Origin of the sequence: Streptomyces sp. P9(2023) (genome assembly GCF_032436795.1) — a bacterium.
Classification (GTDB): Bacteria; Actinomycetota; Actinomycetes; order Streptomycetales; family Streptomycetaceae; genus Streptomyces.
Window position 1 is genome coordinate 25614 of the sequence record NZ_JAUPWM010000052.1, and the last position, 16429, is coordinate 42042.

General features: G+C 72.7%; 7 protein-coding genes. 5 read left to right on the plus strand and 2 right to left on the minus strand.

The window, feature by feature from the left end:
• Positions 1-13: 13 nt before the first annotated feature.
• Positions 14-1330 carry an extracellular solute-binding protein gene (locus tag Q5762_RS34800; protein ID WP_315896315.1) on the minus strand — a complete coding sequence of 439 codons (1317 nt, stop codon included), beginning with the start codon at positions 1328-1330 and terminating at the stop codon, positions 14-16.
• 160 nt (positions 1331-1490) lie between these two features.
• Between Q5762_RS34800 and Q5762_RS34805 the strand changes: the two genes are divergently transcribed.
• Positions 1491-2858 carry an ROK family transcriptional regulator gene (locus tag Q5762_RS34805; RefSeq protein ID WP_315896316.1) on the plus strand — a complete coding sequence of 456 codons (1368 nt, stop codon included), beginning with the start codon at positions 1491-1493 and terminating at the stop codon, positions 2856-2858.
• Here Q5762_RS34805 and Q5762_RS34810 read toward each other — a convergent pair.
• Positions 2855-3496, minus strand: coding sequence for a DNA alkylation repair protein (locus Q5762_RS34810; protein ID WP_315896323.1), 642 nt, complete (start codon positions 3494-3496; stop codon positions 2855-2857). The two genes, Q5762_RS34805 and Q5762_RS34810, sit on opposite strands and share 4 nt — an antisense overlap.
• A 208-nt stretch (positions 3497-3704) precedes the next feature.
• Here Q5762_RS34810 and Q5762_RS34815 point away from each other — a divergent pair, with 208 nt between their 5' ends.
• The 4 genes from Q5762_RS34815 to Q5762_RS34830 are packed head-to-tail and all read left to right on the plus strand — an operon-like array spanning position 3705 to position 16359.
• Positions 3705-5150 carry an alpha/beta fold hydrolase gene (locus Q5762_RS34815; RefSeq protein ID WP_315896317.1) on the plus strand — a complete coding sequence of 482 codons (1446 nt, stop codon included), beginning with the start codon at positions 3705-3707 and terminating at the stop codon, positions 5148-5150.
• A 4-nt stretch (positions 5151-5154) separates the two neighbouring features.
• Positions 5155-9336 (plus strand): AAA family ATPase, encoded by a 4182-nt coding sequence (locus Q5762_RS34820; protein ID WP_315896318.1) that lies wholly within the window; start codon positions 5155-5157, stop codon positions 9334-9336.
• The gene (locus Q5762_RS34825) at positions 9329-13171 is read left to right on the plus strand and encodes an AAA domain-containing protein (RefSeq protein ID WP_315896319.1); all 3843 of its coding nucleotides are present in this window, start codon (positions 9329-9331) and stop codon (positions 13169-13171) included. Before Q5762_RS34820 ends, Q5762_RS34825 begins: the two co-directional genes overlap by 8 nt.
• Entirely contained in the window at positions 13168-16359 is a 3192-nt protein-coding gene (locus Q5762_RS34830; RefSeq protein WP_315896320.1) for a hypothetical protein, read from the plus strand. Before Q5762_RS34825 ends, Q5762_RS34830 begins: the two co-directional genes overlap by 4 nt.
• Positions 16360-16429 lie beyond the last annotated feature (70 nt).

Below are 16429 nucleotides of genomic sequence, written 5' to 3' on the forward strand. Positions count from 1 at the left end.
CCTACTTCCGGGCCTACTTCTTGGGCATCTGCTGCTGGGCCTTTTCGAGCGCCGCCTTCACCGACTCGGTGGTGACGGGCCGGCCGGCCGCGGCGTCGGCGAACAGCTCCTTGACCGCGGTGCCGACGACGGTCTCGTACTGGGACTCCTCGGGGACCTGCGGCAGGGCGGCGGCGCTGGTGGCGAGCGTGTCGCGGATGACCTTGAGCGACGGGGTGTCGAAGGCCGGGTCCTGCTGGGCGGTCTTGACCGGCGGGACGGAGCCGTAGGCCTTGTTGAGGACCTTCTGCTCCTCGTCGCCGGTCATGAACTTCACGAACTTCGTGGCGCCGTCGAGGTTCTTGGTGTTCTTGAAGACGGCCAGGTTGATGCCGGCGACCATGGAGTTGACGGACGTGCCCCGGCCGGGCGCGCCGGCGGGGACCGGGGCCGGGGCGACGCCCCACTCGTCCTCGGTCATGCCCTGGGAGGCGAAGGTCTGCGAGGGGGTCTGCCACAGGACCATGGCGGTCTTGTCCTTGGCGAAGTCGCTCAGCGACTGGTTCTGGGCGTACTCCGCGTTGCCGGGCGCGACGATCTTGTGGGCGGCCATCAGGTCGACGTACTGCTTGACGGCGGCGACGGCCCCGTCGGAGGTGAAGTCGGCCTTGCCGTCGGCGGTGAAGAAGTCGGCGCCGTGCTGCTTTCCGAGGACGAAGACCTGGTGGATGTTGTTGGAGAGGTTGGCGCCCTCGACGCCGATGGCCCACTTGCCGTCCTTGCTGAGGCGCTTGCCGGTGGCGGCCAGCTCGTCCCAGGTGGCGGGCGGCTTCTCGATGCCGGCGTCCTTGAACATCTTCTTGTTGTAGTAGAGCGCGTAGGCCATGGAGTACAGGGGGACGGCGGCCGGGTCCTGGCCGGGGACGCCGGTGGAGCCGAGCGCGGAGTCGACGAAGCGGTCCTTGCCGCCGATCTCCGCGAAGGCCTTCTCGTCCCAGGGCCGCAGGGCGCCGGTGGACTGGAGGGAGGCGCTCCAGGTGTTGCCTATGTTGAGGACGTCGGGGCCCTGGCCGGAGGTGGTGGCGGTGAGGATCCGGTTGAGCAGGTCCGACCAGGGCACCACCTCCAGCTTCACCTTGATGCCGGTCTCCTTCTCGAACTTGTCGAGTTCGGGCTGGAGCACCTTCTTGTCGACCTCGATGCCGGCGCCCTGGTTGGAGGCCCAGTAGGTGAGCGTCTTCGGCTGGGAGTTGGAGCCGGAACCGCCGGAGGTGCCGCCTCCGCAGGCGGCGGCGGTGAGGACGAGGGAGAGAGTGACGGCACCGGTGACCGCGGCTCTGATTCTGCGCATGGCTCCTCATGCCCTTTCGGGAGTGACGGGGTTCGGGAGGGACGGCGTTCGGGGCTGGTGGGACTTAATTTAGGACGTGAGTTAAATGCCGAGAGAAGGTCGCGTCAAGGGCCCCGACAGGGGTATCTTGCGATCGGAGAGTTCTGGAACAGGGGGCAGAGTGCGAGCGAAGAGCAGCCGTACGGTGCGTGACCTGCGGCGGGAGAACCGCACCGCGGTTCTGCGGCGGTTGTATTTCGACGGACCGCAGAGCCGGCTCACGCTCGGCCCGGCGACCGGCCTGAGCTCCGGCTCCGTCAGCAACGTGGTCGGCGAGCTGCTCGCCGAGGGTCTGGTGGAGGAGGCCGGCAGCGTCGACTCGGCGGGGGGCCGCCCCCGTACCCTGCTGCGCGTCAGCCCGGCCGGCGGCTGCATGATCGGCGTCGACGTCGGCGAGACCCGCGTCAGGGTCGAGCTGTTCGACCTCGCCCTGACCGAACTCGCCCGCGTGGAGCGCCCCTTGGCGACCGACGGCCCGGGCCCGCACGCATCGTCCGACAGCCCGGGCCCGCACGCCTCGTCCGGCGGACCCGGGCCGCACGGCCGTTACGAGGTCGGCATCGTCGTCGGACACGTACGCGACGGCATCACCGAGGTGCTGCGCGCGGCGGGGGTGCCCGCGGAGCGGCTGCTCGGCGTCGGCATCGGCGTCCCCGGCATCGTCGCCCACACGCCCGACGACGGCGCGGTCGTGCACGGCCAGACCACCGGCTGGGACGCCGTACCGCTGGAGAGGCTGCTCCGGGAGACGGGCGCCGTGCCCGAGAGCGTGCCGTACCTCATCGACAACGGCTCCAAGACGCTCGGCCAGGCGGAGATGTGGTTCGGCGCCGGACGCGGTGTCGCCGACGCCGTCGTCGTCCTCTTCGGTTCGGGTGTCGGCGCGTGCGTGATCGGCGAGGGGATGGGCTCGGGCCGGGCGATCGAGTGGGGTCATCTGACGGTACGGGTCCGGGGGCGCCGCTGCCGCTGCGGTTCCCAGGGCTGCCTGGAGGCGTACGCGGGCGCCGAGGCGCTCCTGGAGCGCTGGCGGGAGGCCGGCGGCAGGCCGCCCGCGGGGGCGGACGAGGAGACGGCGCTGACCTCGATGCTCGCGGCCGCCTACCCGCCGGAAGGACCGGACGCGGAGCCCGACGCGACGGCGCTCGCCGTCCTGGCGGAGACCGCCGAGTACCTGGGGGCGGGCTTCGCCGACCTGATCAACCTCTTCCAGCCCGAGCGGATCCTCGTCGGCGGCTGGGCGGGCCTCCAGCTCGGCGCCCGCTTCCTGGAGACGGTCAAGCCGCACGCGGCCGCGTTCGCGCTGCGCTACCCGGCGGAACGGACCCGTATCGAAATGGGCATGCTCGGCCCGGACGCGGTCACCGTGGGCGCGGCGATCCTGCCCCTCGAAGCCTTCTTCGCCCGGGGCGGCCGCCGCACGGAGGCCCCGCCGGAGGACCCGGTCCCCACCTGGCAACCGGCCCTCCGGCACCGCACGGGTGCCTAGGCGTTCTGCCGGCGCACCATCTCGCCGATCCAGGCGGGCGCGTACGGGGACGTACACCCTCGGGGGGTCGGGTAATCCTTGAGCACCTCAAGCCGCTCGCCGATGTCGAGGGCGCGGGCGCGGTGCTCGGGATGCTCGATCCCGATCTGGGCCAGGCAGGTGTTCATCGACCACTGCAGCCGGTCCGGGGCGGCCTTCATCTCGGCCTCGACGACATCGAGCAGCCCCGCGAGGTCGAGGTCCTCGGGCTTCTTCACCACGCGCTCCGAGGTCAGCGCCCAGCCGGCACTCGCCACCACGGCGTCCGGATCGGCGAACCAGGCCACCCGCAGCTCCTCGGCGTGCGGGCTCTTCTTCACGACGTAGTTCACGAGCCAGTCGTGCACCTTGGGCGCCCGCGCCACACGCACCATGGTGTCCAGCTCGTCCCGCCCGAAGGCCTTCGGCCGGCAGATCAGGAGCGCGAGCAGCCGCGCCGCGGTGTCACCCGTCTCCCAGAGCGCGAGCGCGAGCTCCTGCTGCGTCTTCAGCCGCTTCGCCACCGCCCGCAGCTTGCTCAGGTTGACCCCATGATCGTCCCCGTGCCGCTCGTTGACCTCGCGCATCCGCGGGTCCTCGAGCGCGGCCAGCTCCGCCATCACCTCGGCGACCGTCGTCCCGGTCAGCGCCGTCTCGGCCACCTCGGCCTCCTGTCTGTTCCGTCCGAACTGTTCGGTACGTACTTCAGCCTACGCATCTCCCGCCGATCACATCGTCGGGCGGGCGTCACTGTGCTAGCGTCCTGGACCCGATCACCACTCAACTGGGTTGAAGCAGAGCGGTCGATGGGCCTCGGGGGGCGAGAGCATGACCAACTCACACACGCCGGAACGACAGCTTCACGACGCCGTCGTCGTCGTGCCCGGGATCATGGGCAGCGCCCTCCGGGACGTCGAGAACGACACTCCGTTATGGGGGGTGCGGCGCGTCTTCCAGTACTCCACGCGCATGTACGCCGACAAACTGCGCGCGCTGGCCGTCACGGACGCCGAGCGGGCGGGTGAGACCGGCCGGATCGAGGCGACGGGGATCCTGAACGTCGCCGACTGGTTCCCGGGACTCGGCAAGGCACAGCCGTACAACGACCTGGTCTCCAAGCTGAGGCAGGCGGCGCTGCACCGGACGGCGGTCCTCCCCTTCGCGTACGACTGGCGGCTGTCCGTGGCGCACAACGGCGCCCTGCTCGCCCGGGAGGTCCGGCGCCACCTCGACGCCTGGCGGGCGCACGGCCTCCACCGCCGCTTCCTCGCCGAGCACCCCGAGCTGGGCCCCGCGAAGGTGATCTTCGTAGCCCACTCGATGGGCGGTCTGCTCGCCCGTGAGGTCCTGCACCACGGCGGCCTGAAGGACGACGTGCGGGCGGTCATGACCGTGGGCACGCCGTTCGGCGGTTCGGTCAACGCCGCCCTGATGCTCAACGCCGGCAAGGGCGGACCGGGGCTGCTGCCGCCCTCCGTCCTGAGCGAGATCACCCCGACCATGCCGGGTCTCTACGACCTCCTGCCGAGCTACCGCTGCCGTGAGTACGGCACCGACATGCGGGCCCCGGACGTCGACGACGTCGTGGCGCTCGGCGGCCGGCGGGACCTCGCGGAGGCAAGTGCGGACTGGCGGGCGAGCCGGCACGACACCCTGCTGCCCGAGCACGTGATGGTGGTCGGCACGGGTCAGCGGACCTGGCAGAGCTACCGGCTGAACGCCGGGGCCGCCGTGGGCCAACGGCACATGATCCGCAGGGACGGAGACCGCCCGGTCCTCGACGAGAACGGCCACCCCCGTACCGAGGACCGCAAGGGCGACGGCACCGTCTACCGGTTCGCCGCGCACCTGCCGGGCTCCGACGCCCGCGCCATCGACGTCTACCAGGAGCACAGTGCCCTCGCCCGCAGCGAGAGCGTCATCGACATGGCCTGCGGCATGCTGAGCGGCCTGCGCCACCGCGACGAGCTGGGCTCGATGCTCGGCGCCGGGGAGTTCGAGCTCCACACCCCCGAGTGGGCCGATCCGGACACCGCGTTCACCATCGAGGTGGGCGACGCCCCGCACAGCGCGGACCTGGAGTGCGTGGTGCGGGAGGTCAGCGGGCTCGACACCGTCCTGTACCCGGCGCTGAAGCCGGTGCGCGGCACGGAGGACGCGTGGGCGGCGACCTGTCTGCCGGATCGGCCGGGGCTGTACGAGGTGGAGGTCCGCGGCGGAGTCGAGCCGATGCGACGGCTCGTACCCGTCCTGGCCCCGGAGCAGCACGGCTGACGCGATGACCGCGGAGTTCGTCGTACCGTCGCGCGGCACGGGGGCCGCGCACGGCCGCACAGCGAGCACGAGCACCCTGGACGACGGCGGACGCGCGGACGACGGCGTGCGCGGGGACCACGCGATGCGCGCGGACGAAGGCGTACGTGGGGACCACGGGTTACGCGAGGACGACGAGACCGAGGTCGCCGAGGCGTTCGACGTGCACGCGCTGGCCGTGGGTCCGGTCGTCGGCTACCCGGACGCGGACACCGCGGCCGAGGCGGACCGGGTCGTGGCCGTCCTCCGGCGGCTCGGCGGAGACGCCGTCCCGCCACTGCCCCCGGACCCGGCACAGCGGCTCCTGATGTCGCTGACGGAGGCCGACGAGGCGTTGGCCCACTGGGCCGGGAAGCGGAAGGGCAAGCCGGGCCGGCCCTCGGCGCTGCTCTGGTTCGGCCACGGCGTCACGGGAAACACGGGCCCCGCGCTGCTCGTGCCCGACGCGGGGCGTAAGAAGCGGGACGCACGGGTGACGCCGGACCTGTTCGCGTACCACGTCCACGCCGAGCAGCAGAGCCGCGACACCGAGGAGGGCCACTGGGCGATGGTCGTCATCGAGGCGTGCAACTCGAAGGACTTCGCGGCGGACGTGTACGCGAAGTTCCTGGGCTCCGGGAAGCCCGAGCTGTGCTCGCTGCTGCTCGTCGCCACGGGCAGGTCGGCGGCCCAGGGATTTCTGGGGGCGTTCCGGGCCGCCCTGGAGAGCTACCTCGCGGGAAAGAGCTGGCAGGACAAGGTGTTCACCCTTCGGGATCTGCAGGGTCATCTCAAGGGCGCCGTCGCCTGGGCCGAACTCGTCGGGGCGGAGACCTCCCGTGAGCTCCCGTTGCGGCTGCCGGACCGGGTGCCGCTCGCCGGAGCCGTCACCGTCGCCGAACTCTCCAAGCGTCAACGGGAGTTCGAGGAGGAACCGACCGCGAGGGCCGACTACGCGGAGGCCGCGGACGAGACCGGCTTCCTCGAACTGGTCCCGGACTTCACCGGTCGCACCGCGGACCTGACCGCCGTGGCCGACTGGTGCGCCGATGCGGACGCACCGCCGGTGCTCGTCGTCACGGGCCCGCCCGGCATGGGCAAGTCCGCCCTGCTCGGCGAGGCCCTGCGGCGGTACCGGGAAGGCGCCGCCGGCGCGGCGTCGGCGGGTGTGCGGGTGGGCGCGGTCCTGCGCCTCACCGGGAGCACCGTGGCCGACGTCGTAGGGCAGCTCACACAGGCCCTCGGCGGGGACTCGGCGGACACCGGGGACGCGCCGGATCCGCGGTGGTCACCGGACGGCGCCACGGAGGCCCGCCCTGACCACGACCCGCTCGCTCCGCTGCGCGACCGTCTGGCCGCTGCCACCGCCCAGGTCGGCGGCGTGCCCACCCTCATCCTCGCCGACGCCCTGGACGAGGCCCGTGAGCCGTTCCATGTCGCCTCGGTCCTGCGGGAGTTGACCGAGACAGCCGGTGTACGGCTGCTCATCGGCACCCGGACCCGCCCGTACGGCGACCAGGAGCCCGGCGGCCGGGTCGACCTGCGGGCCGTCCTGGGCAGCGCCACAGGACAGGCCCGGGTGCTGGAACTCGCCGCCGATCCGGACGCCGCCGCCGCGTACACGGAGCGCGGGGTACGGCGCGTACTGCGCGAGCATCCGGTGGGCGACGACGCGTGGCAGGCGACGGTCGTCCGCACGGTGCGCGACGCCGTCGAGGGTCATGTACGCGAGGGGTACTGGCAGTTCCTCCAGGCGGCCCTCGCCGTCCACGAGATCGAGCAGCGGCCGCGGGTGCTCGCCCCCGACAGCGCCGCGCGATCGGCCCTTGAGCAGCTGCTCGCGAGCGACCGGACGGGGCTGTTCCGGTCCGCCGTGGCCCGGATCACCGACGGGCTGCCGGCCGCCGACCCGCTGTTACGGGCCCTGGCGCTGTCCCAGGGGCGCGGCCTGCCCCGCGCCGACGGCATCTGGGCGCACGCGGCGGCGGGCGTCGCCGGATCGGACCGGCCACCGGCCGACGAGGAGCTGTCGCTGTTCCTCAGCCGGGCGGCGGCGTACGTCCTGCTGGACGGGGAGGACCGGCGCAGCGTCTACCGGCTGGCACACCGCACCTACACCGAACACCTGGAGGCCACCAGCACCCCCGAGCAGCGCCGGGGGATGCTGGGCGCGCTCCTCGACCTCGCGGCCGGGCAGTGTGCCGGAGGCCGGTCGATCAGCCCGCACCTCGAGACGCGGCTCGCCCAGTACGCGGCCGACTGCGGGGCCCCCGGCTGGGCGGAACTCGCCGCCCGGCCCGCCGTCCTCGACCGGCTCCCGGTGGCCGGGCTCAGCGCCCAGGCCCTGGCGCCCGGCCGCCGCGACGCCGGCGCCACGCCGGCCGACCTCCCGATCGAGGTGCTGGGCACGGTCGCGTCCGCCCACCTGATCTCGCGGTCCGGGCCCGCCGACCGGGCGGGACTGCGCCAGCTGGGCGGATTACGCGCGGCCGGCCGGCTGCATCCGGCCGGTGCCGGGGCGACCTGGGAGGTGTGCTGGGGGCGGCTGCGGACCATGCCCCCGCATCTGAAGCTCGACGGCACCGACGGGGAGGTGTCGGCGCTGACCGCCCACACGTCGGCCCCGTGGCTGGTGACCGGCGCGCTCGACGGCACGGTGGCGGTGTGGGAGCCGTGGCACGCGCACCACCCCGCGCTGCTGCTGCGCGGCTGTGCCCGACCGGTCAGCGCCCTGGCCGCGGCGGGTGACGAGACCGGGGACGGCGGCCCCGGCCTGCTGCTCGCCGCCCATGACGACCGCACGCTCGAACTGTGGGACACCGCAGGCGAGTGCCCCACGACCGCCATGACTGCCACGACCGCCACGACCGCCACGACCGCCGAGGTCGTCCGGGTCGCGGCCGCGCTGCCCGACGGGACAGGCAGGTTCGCGCTCGGCGGCGAGGCCGGATACCTCGCGCTCGTCGGCCCGGACGGGCCGTGCGTCCGGACCGCCCCCGCCCTCGCGGGCGGTGACGTGGTGGGGCTGGTGCCGCTGACCTCGGCCGCCGGACGGCAGTGGCTGGCGGTGGCCCACCGGTCGGGAGAGCTGGTCCTGTGGGACGTGAGCGCCGCCGGGCCCGTACAGCTGACCACCCTGGCCACCCGTCGGACGCTGTCGGCGCTCGCCGCGGTCAAGGACTCCGAGGGCGCGGTCCGGCTGGCCACCGGCGCCGAGGAGGGCCCGGTGGAGTTCTGGCAGGTGACCGAGTCCGACGGCCGGGCCCTCCTGATGGCCGCGACCGACCGGCACGCGCGGGGCGCGGAACAGCAGGACACCGAACAGCGGGGCGCGGAACAGCGGGACGCGGAACAGCGGGGCGCGGAACAGCAAGGCGCGGAACACGTGCACGCGCCCGTGCTGGCCGTACTGCCGGGCCCGGAGGGCGACGCGCTGGTCGTCGGCGACGGCGACGGCACCGTACGCGTACTGGGCCCGGACGGCGGACCCGCGGGACCGGACGCCGGCGGAGTGCCCAGGGCCAGGGCGACGGTCGTGCTGCGTGGTCCGGACGGCGGAGCCGTGCTGGCGACGGCGGCCGGGCGCGATCCGCTCGTCCACCTGTGGCTGCCCGGACCCGCCGCCGATGCCGTCGGCACCACGCGGTGGGCCCATGTCACCGGCGTACAGCGGCACATGACGGCGGACGGCACGGAGGTCCTGGTGGTGCGGGAGTCCGGTGGCGGTGCGCCGGCCGGTTCCGCGCCGCCCGCCGTCCGCGTCCTGCGGGCGGCGGACGGCGAGGACCTCACGGACCGGACACCGCACGACTCGCTCCCGGCGGACGACGCGCTCCGGGCGGACGGTCCGGGCGGAGACATCGCGCCCTCCGTCGTCCGTGCCTGGCACGGCGGCCGCGTCATGGGCTGGGAGGCGCTGGAGACCGGGCAGGACGGGACGCTGTGGGCCAGCCTCGGGCGGGAGGGGGTCGTGGCGGTGTGGCGCGGCGGGCCGTCCGGTTCCCGGGAGCTCGTGCACCGCGTCCAGCTGGGCGCCCGGGGACTTCACCTGACGGTCCTGTCCGGCGGACGGACGGCCGTCACCACCGACGACGGGATCGTCGTACTCGCCATCGAAGCCGTCGCGTCGGGGGCAGACGACGCGGGGACGGAGGACACGCATGCATGACGATCTCGGGCCGGAGGAGATCAGGGATGTGCTGGAGAAACTGTTCACCGGCGAGAGGGCGGTGCACGCCCCCGAAGGCGACGTTCCGTACAAGATCGTCGGCGACGTCGAGGAGGTCATCAAGGGCAGGCTGGTCCGGTTCGTGCTGAGCCACCCCGGCCTTCAGCGCGACCGGGAGGTGTCGCTCTTCCTCCAGATCGACGGCGTGGTCGGCGAGTTGTGGGAGCACGAGGTCCGCAACCTGCTGCGGCTGCGGATGCTCGGGCATCCCGCGCTGCCGGTCATCGAGGACGGCAGGTTCGACCAGACGCACAAGGTCGCGTTCATCATGACCCGACAGGTCGGCCGGCCGCTCCCGGAGGAGGGCTGGTCCGACGTACGGGAGTGGGCCACCACGTTCCCGGTCGTGGCGTTCGAGCAGTTCAGCCTGCTGGTCGACGCCCTCAGCCAGCTGCACGGCACCCGGATCGTGCACCGGAACCTGACCCTGGCCGCGATCCGGATGACCCAGGTGCCGGGGAAGGCGACCCAGGCGACGCTCTCGCTGGCCCGGTTCGAGCTGAGCGCCCTCCTCAACAACCTGCTGCACGTGGTCAACGGGCCCCAGGACCGGGAGAAGTACGAGGAGGCCATGCGGGCCCTCTTCCACACCCCGCCGGCGGGCATCAGCCCGGCCCAGCACCTGGCGTACATCGCACCGGAGACGTACCCCTCGGTCTTCGGCGACGTCCGGTCGCGCCGCCTCGACCACGGCAGTACCGATGTGTTCGGTCTTGGCGTGCTGGGCTGGGAGCTCTTCCTGGACTCGCTGACGGACCGGCTGCCCGAGGAGTGCGCGGCGGTCGACCGGGCCGGCCCCGACGAGCTCCCCGACGCCCTGGTCCGGCTGCACTCGGCGATGCGCCGGGAACTCAACATCGACACCCGACTCCCCCGCCCGCTGCGCACGGCGCTGCTGGAGATGCTCGACCCGTCGCCCAGCGGCCGCAGCTCGTCCTTCGAGGCGGCCGCGGCACTGGAGCGCCACCGGTCGGCCATCACCCTCGCCCTGGAACCGGCGGCCGAGACCGAGGGCCAGAAGCCCAGGCCCCGGCTGGTGGCCTTCATGCCCGAGCAGTCAGTCGGCACGATCCATGAGACCCGGGGCTGGACCGACCATCGCACGGACACCCCCGAGGGGTGCCAGGAGCTGAAGGAGTTCCTGGCGGACGAGCTCAAGCAGGCCCAGTTGGTGCACTGCCCGGGCGGTGCGGAGGGTTACGCCAGGGACGGCGACCGCAGGTCCCTCGCCGAGGCGGAGTGGGTGCTCATCGGCGCCCAGGCGGTGTGGTTCTGCGCCTACCTGTACGAGGAGTCGGTGATGCGCCGCCGCGTCGCCACCCACAAGGACACCCTCGTCATCAAGTACTTGGCGGACAAGCGGTACGCGGGCGATCTGCTGTCGGCGTCGCCGCGGCGCCGGATCGGCGACTTCGACCTGGTCCCGTTCTATCTCGGCAAGTCGCTCGCCGACGAACGCCGGGACCGGCCTTCCTGGTTGGAGCTGACCGACTCGGTCACCACCGAACGCGTACTGCAGGACGCCGGGATCCAGAAGATGCTGCGGAGCTTCTCGTTCATGCTCGAGTACCGGGCCATCGAGCTGAAGGGCCGCAGCTACCCGTACAAGCTGGTGGACGACAACAGCGGCCGGATCATCCTGACGCAGGACAAGGACCGGGACCGGCGCTGGCTGCACGGCGACCCCCTGCTCACCGCGTACGCCGCGACCGGCCGCCGGCACCGGCCCCCGCTCGGCGACTTCGCGGACCAGATCCTCGCCGAGGACGAGTTCGCTCAGCTCGTCGTCGTGGAGGACCGCAACAGCGGCAACGGCAGCGGTAATTTCGCCGGCCCCTACTACGGCGGGCACAGCGTCAAGGTGCGGATCAAGGAGCGGCTGGACTCCGACTCCTTCGTCGTCGAGGCGCCGGCCGGTCACCGGGACCTGCCCGAGATCGGCTGGCTGCGCCCGTACGACGATCGTGGCACCGAGATCCAGCTGCAGCGCGAGGCCCGGGGCTACGACTCGCTCGCCCACAAGCCCGGCCTGGCCCGCACGCTGTCCGCGCCGCGGTCCATCGCCCTGCGCGGCGGGCGCGCTCCGGAACCGGTCACCGGCCCTGCGAAGAAACAGAAGAAGCTCCGCGGCAGAGCGGACGCCATCATCGCCGACATGCTGAAGCTGCACCCCTTCTACGCCCTCCAGGGGCCGCCCGGCACCGGCAAGAGCACCCTGGTGGCCAGGGCCCTGCGGAAGTACCTCGGCGGCGAGTACGGGGCCAGGGTGCTGGTGAGCGCGCAGTCGAACGACGCCCTGGACCAGCTGGCCGGCAAGATCATCGAGGAGCTGGCGCCGAAGATCGAGGACCGGTCCATCCTGGTGCTGAGGGAGCTGTCGAAGGGGAGGGACCGGCACGATCTGCCGCCCGCCCTGCGGCGGCTGACCGCGGAACCCCTCGCGGAGGACCTGGTCAGGCACATCGAGCAGCGGGTCGAGGAGGGCTGGGAGGGGGCACGTGCCGGCGAGGAGGACCTGATGCGCCGGTGGTCCAGGCTCGCCCGCGCCAACATGGTGGAGCTGACCGAGCGCATCAAGTCGGGCGCCGACATCGTGCTCGCCACCTGCTCGATCGCGGGCACGCTCACCGACGAGATCCGCGACCCGTCCGACATGTTCGACTGGGTGATCATCGAGGAGGCCGCCAAGGCATGGCCCACCGAGATCATCATCCCGCTGGCGCTGGGTGTGCGCTGGACCCTCATCGGCGACTATCTGCAGCTCGGACCGCACCGGGCTCAGGACGTGGCGTCCTTCCTGGACGGCCTGGCCTCCAACCAGCACGAACGGGTGCGCCTGCACTACGAACAGCGGGAGAGCTACCTGGAGTTCGTGCAGCTGTTCCGGCGCTTCTTCGACGGGCACCTACCGGGGCTGGCCGCCGAAGGGAAGCATCCCGTCGACGTCCTGGACATGCAGTTCCGGATGCACCGGGACATCTCGCTTCCGTTCGCCACGGCGTTCTATCCGGCCGTCGAGGCGGACGCCTCCGAGCCCGTGGACACGTCGGTGGACCCGGAGTCCCGTACGTTCCTGAAGACCGACGAAGAGATCCTCCAGATCCACCGTCGCACGAAGCCGGAGTACCTGGAGGACGCGCCGCTGGTGTGGCTCGACACCTCCCGCTCCGACGACTGCGGCGATGTCGGCTACTGGTGGAACCCCGGCGAGATCGACCTCATCGAGGACCTGGTCCGCAAGATGGGCCTGGCGGACCGGAAGGACCCGAGCGAACTGACGGTGCTGACTCCGTACCGCCGCCAGGTGAAGGAGCTCAGCAGGGGATTTCTGGAGGGACGGGTGCACACCGTCCACTCGTTCCAGGGAGGCGAGGCGAAGACGGTGGTCCTCTCGCTCGTCCGCAGCAGCGACCGGGGACCGGACTTCCGGCAGAACGTGGGCCACACGGCCCAGCCCGACGTGGTCAACGTGATGCTGTCGCGCGCCCGGAGCCTGCTCGTGGTCGTCGGGAACATGGCGCACTTCGAGCGACACGGCGGCGCGGACTGGCAGACCGTCATCCAGGTCTTCCGCGAGGTGGGACGCATCGTCGACGCGTCGACCGGGGAGATCGCCGGGGGCGGGAGCACGGTGTCGGGGATCCCCGCCCAGGCCTCCGGGGCGCCGGATGCCTCGCCGACGATCCCCGCACAGGCCTCCGCGACGCCGGACGCCGACGCGGACGGTGCGGCTGATTCGACCGTGGACAGCGCGACGACGGGACTGGCGCCATGACCGAGACCACGCTGATCGCCGTTCCCTGCCGGGTGATCACCCTCCGGGTCGAGTTCGGCGCCGATTCCGGGGCCTCGACCCTGGAGGCCCTCGTCCTGGAGGCGGTGGTCGGCGGCCGCCGGACGGTCAAGGAGCTGGGTGAGCTGTTCGCCCTGCCGCACCGGCTGATGCTGGACGTGGTGCACGGCCTGTGGGGCAGGGGGTTCCTCGCCGTGGACTTCGCCACGCACGCGCTGGAGAGCACCCAGGCGGCGGACGCGATCATCGGCGGCCAGGAGGGCCATCCGGCGCTGGCCACCACCGTGCGGCAGAACATGTTCCTGTTCGACCCGGTGACCGCGACCATCCTCCCGTACAAGCAGGGCCGCGAACGGGTGCCCCACGGCGCCCTGGAGATGCCCCTCGCGCAGGGCATCTCGGAGGACGACCTGCCGCAGACGGAGCTCGTGCGCGCCGTGCGGCAGGCCGTCGACGACGACCAGAGGAACGACGGCCGCGGCCGGGTGCTGAACGTGTCCTTCGCCAATCCGGTGCTCAGCCCGGCGCAGGCGGTGCGCTGGCGCACGGTGGAGACCGTCGTCAAGCGGGACCCGGCGACCGGTCTGGTCACGGCGGTACCCGTCACGCCCCCGCCCGGCTGGGGCAGACGGGCCCTGGAGCTGTTCCGGTCCCGTGTCACGGAGCTGGTGCGCAACCGTCCGGACAGCAGATTCTCCAAGTTGCTGACGCATCGTCAGGTCCTTGAGGGGAGCCGGCCCGAGAGCCTGCGCGCGCTGATGCTGGACCTGGAGCGGCTGGCCGGTGAGCTGAGGACCGCCCCCGACGCGCGGGTGCCGGGCCTGCACGACGAGTTGAGCCTCGCGGCGATACAGGTTCTGGAGGAGCTGGACGAGGCCGGCCGGGGCCGCTGCTCGGCCGGCGGTGTGGCCGCCGGGGCGGGCGTGGGCTGGGTGGTCTCCCACCTGATCGAGAGCGCCGCCCGCCAGGTGGTCCTGGCGCTTCCGGAGATCACGTACGACGCCCTGCACCCGGTCCTGCCCTCACTCGAACTGGCCGCCAAACGCGGTGTCACCCTGGTCTTCCTCTGGGGCGGCAACCCGTACGCGAAGCTCGAGGACCGGGTGGCCACGGCCCTGTTCGACCTCCAGGCCCGCTTTCCCGGCCACGTCCTGCTGGAGGACCGCAGCAGCTGCTGCGCCGCCTCGGTGGTCGTGAGCGACGACCGGTCCGCGTACGTCGGATCGCGCGGCGTCCTGTCGGGCGACACCGGCTCCGGCATCCTCATCGAGCCCGCCGACTGTGGCGACACCCCGCCCGAGTGCGTGACCGAGCTGCTGAGCTGGGCCCGCCGGACCTACCCGTACTGGCAGAAGGCCCGCGAGATCGCGCTGGCACCCGCGGACTTCGGGCGCCGGGAGGGTTCCGGCGAACCGGTCCCGGACCGCGGGCGGCACCGCGTCGACCTTCCGCTCCTGGACGAGAACTGGGACCACGACGTCGCCGCGTACCGCACGCGCTGGTCGGCCGCCTGGGGCCGGGTGCTGCAACAGCTGGCCACGGCCGTCGACGAGCTCCACCGGGGTGCGCCGGTCGTGCGGACGGTCTGGGGCGGCATGTACGTCGACCTGGCGCAGCGCCTCGTCTCCCGCGCCACCGAACGGCTCGCCGTCCTCGACGACCGGGCCGAGCCCGACGCGTGCGGGGACCAGCTCGCGCAGCGGCTCACCGAACTGCGCGACAAGGGCGTGGTGGTGCACCTCCAGCACCCGCCGGTCGGCAAGAGCCCCCACCAGGCCGACGGGCGGTACGGCCAGCTGCAGAAGCGGCTGGCTCGCGAGCGGACCCTGCGCAGCACCAAGGCCCGGGCGCGGGCGGTGCTCAGTGACCACGAGGTGGTCGTCGGCAGCCACCATCCGCTGGGCAGCCAGGCGGTGAACCCGGCGCGCGGTCCCGCCCCGAGCGAGCTGGGCCTGCACATCGTCGGCACCGCGTTCGCCGCCGAGTTCGCCCGGGAGCTGGGCATCCCCGACTGGTACGGCGACGACGACGCGGAGCTTCCGGCCTACCTGCCGCCGCTGCCCGCGCTGGACGCCGCCCCCGTGCACGACGACCCGTGGACCGTGCTCGCCAACCGCCGCGCCAAGGCCGAGCCCGCTGAGCTCCTGCGCCGCGAGTCCGCCGCGCTGCTGCTGGGCGGCACGGACGGCGGCGAGGAGCGGCGGGCGTGGGCGCGCTGGCTGCTGCACGACGCCTGGGCGCGCGGCGCCTTCATGGAGGCGTACCTGCTGGCCCCGGTGCTCGGCGGCCCGGGCGGGATGTCCGTGGACCTGGCCGCCGTCGCCGTACCCGTGGAGCACGGCCCGCTCGGCTACCAGCTCTACGCGAGCGCCGTCGAACTCGACACCGCTCCGGCCGAGCACCGCACGGTCGCCCTGGTCGGCGCGGTCGCCGAGATGCTGCTGCAGGGCGGGGGCACCGGCGCGGACGTCTGCGAGATCCTGCTGGACGGCGAGGGCCGTGACCTGCCCCCGGCGTGGGCGCGCCTCGGCGCCGCGGCCCGTGCCTGCTTCCACGCGGAGCCGGCTCCGCTGCCGCTGCGGGACGCCAGGGAGTGGGCGGCGCGCCAGGAGAAGCTGACCGACACCCGCGGCCGGTGGGCCCGGCTGGCGGCCGAGCTGGACGACTTCGCGCAGATCACGCACCACTTCACCTTCCAGGACGGTGAGAAGCTGCACCGCGCGCTGTTCCGCTCGGACCACATGCTGGCGCTGCTCCGGGAGGCGGCCGGCCACGCGTCCCCGCCGGGCCCCGGCACCGAGGACATACTGGCGCTGCCGCGCGGTGAGCAGGAGGTCAGGGCCGTGTTGGATCAGCTCGCGATGAAGCTGGGCGTACGGAAGATCGAGTGGCGCAACCACATGGCGTACGCCCGCAAGGTCACCGAACTCCTCACCGAGGCACGCGAACTCGCCGCCCTCTCCGTCGACGGCGCCGACGGCGTCGACCAGCGGCCCGGACGGCTGCCCGTGCTGACCGCCCGTCAGCGGGAGTTCGCCCGGCATCTCGACCGCGACTGGCACCAGTTGCTGTCCGAGGCGGAGGCGCTCGGCGAACCGGCCTGCCGGCCGGCCAAGGCCCTGCTGGAGACCCTGTCCGTGCTGCCGAAGGTCGGAAAGGAGGAGGCGTGAGTTTCCTGAGTCAACCTCTATGCCGCCAGAGGTGTGTCGGCGGCCGTGTTGATCTTGCCGTTGGCTTGGT

What these genes read in the sequence shown, in the direction of transcription:
- Q5762_RS34810 (WP_315896323.1), bottom strand. Translation starts at nt 3,496, where the DNA reads ATGGCGGAGCTGGCCGCGCTCGAGGACCCGCGGATGCGCGAGGTCAAC.
- Q5762_RS34800 (WP_315896315.1), bottom strand. Translation starts at nt 1,330, where the DNA reads ATGCGCAGAATCAGAGCCGCGGTCACCGGTGCCGTCACTCTCTCCCTC.
- Q5762_RS34830 (WP_315896320.1), top strand. Translation starts at nt 13,168, where the DNA reads ATGACCGAGACCACGCTGATCGCCGTTCCCTGCCGGGTGATCACCCTC.
- Q5762_RS34820 (WP_315896318.1), top strand. Translation starts at nt 5,155, where the DNA reads ATGACCGCGGAGTTCGTCGTACCGTCGCGCGGCACGGGGGCCGCGCAC.
- Q5762_RS34825 (WP_315896319.1), top strand. Translation starts at nt 9,329, where the DNA reads ATGCATGACGATCTCGGGCCGGAGGAGATCAGGGATGTGCTGGAGAAA.
- Q5762_RS34815 (WP_315896317.1), top strand. Translation starts at nt 3,705, where the DNA reads ATGACCAACTCACACACGCCGGAACGACAGCTTCACGACGCCGTCGTC.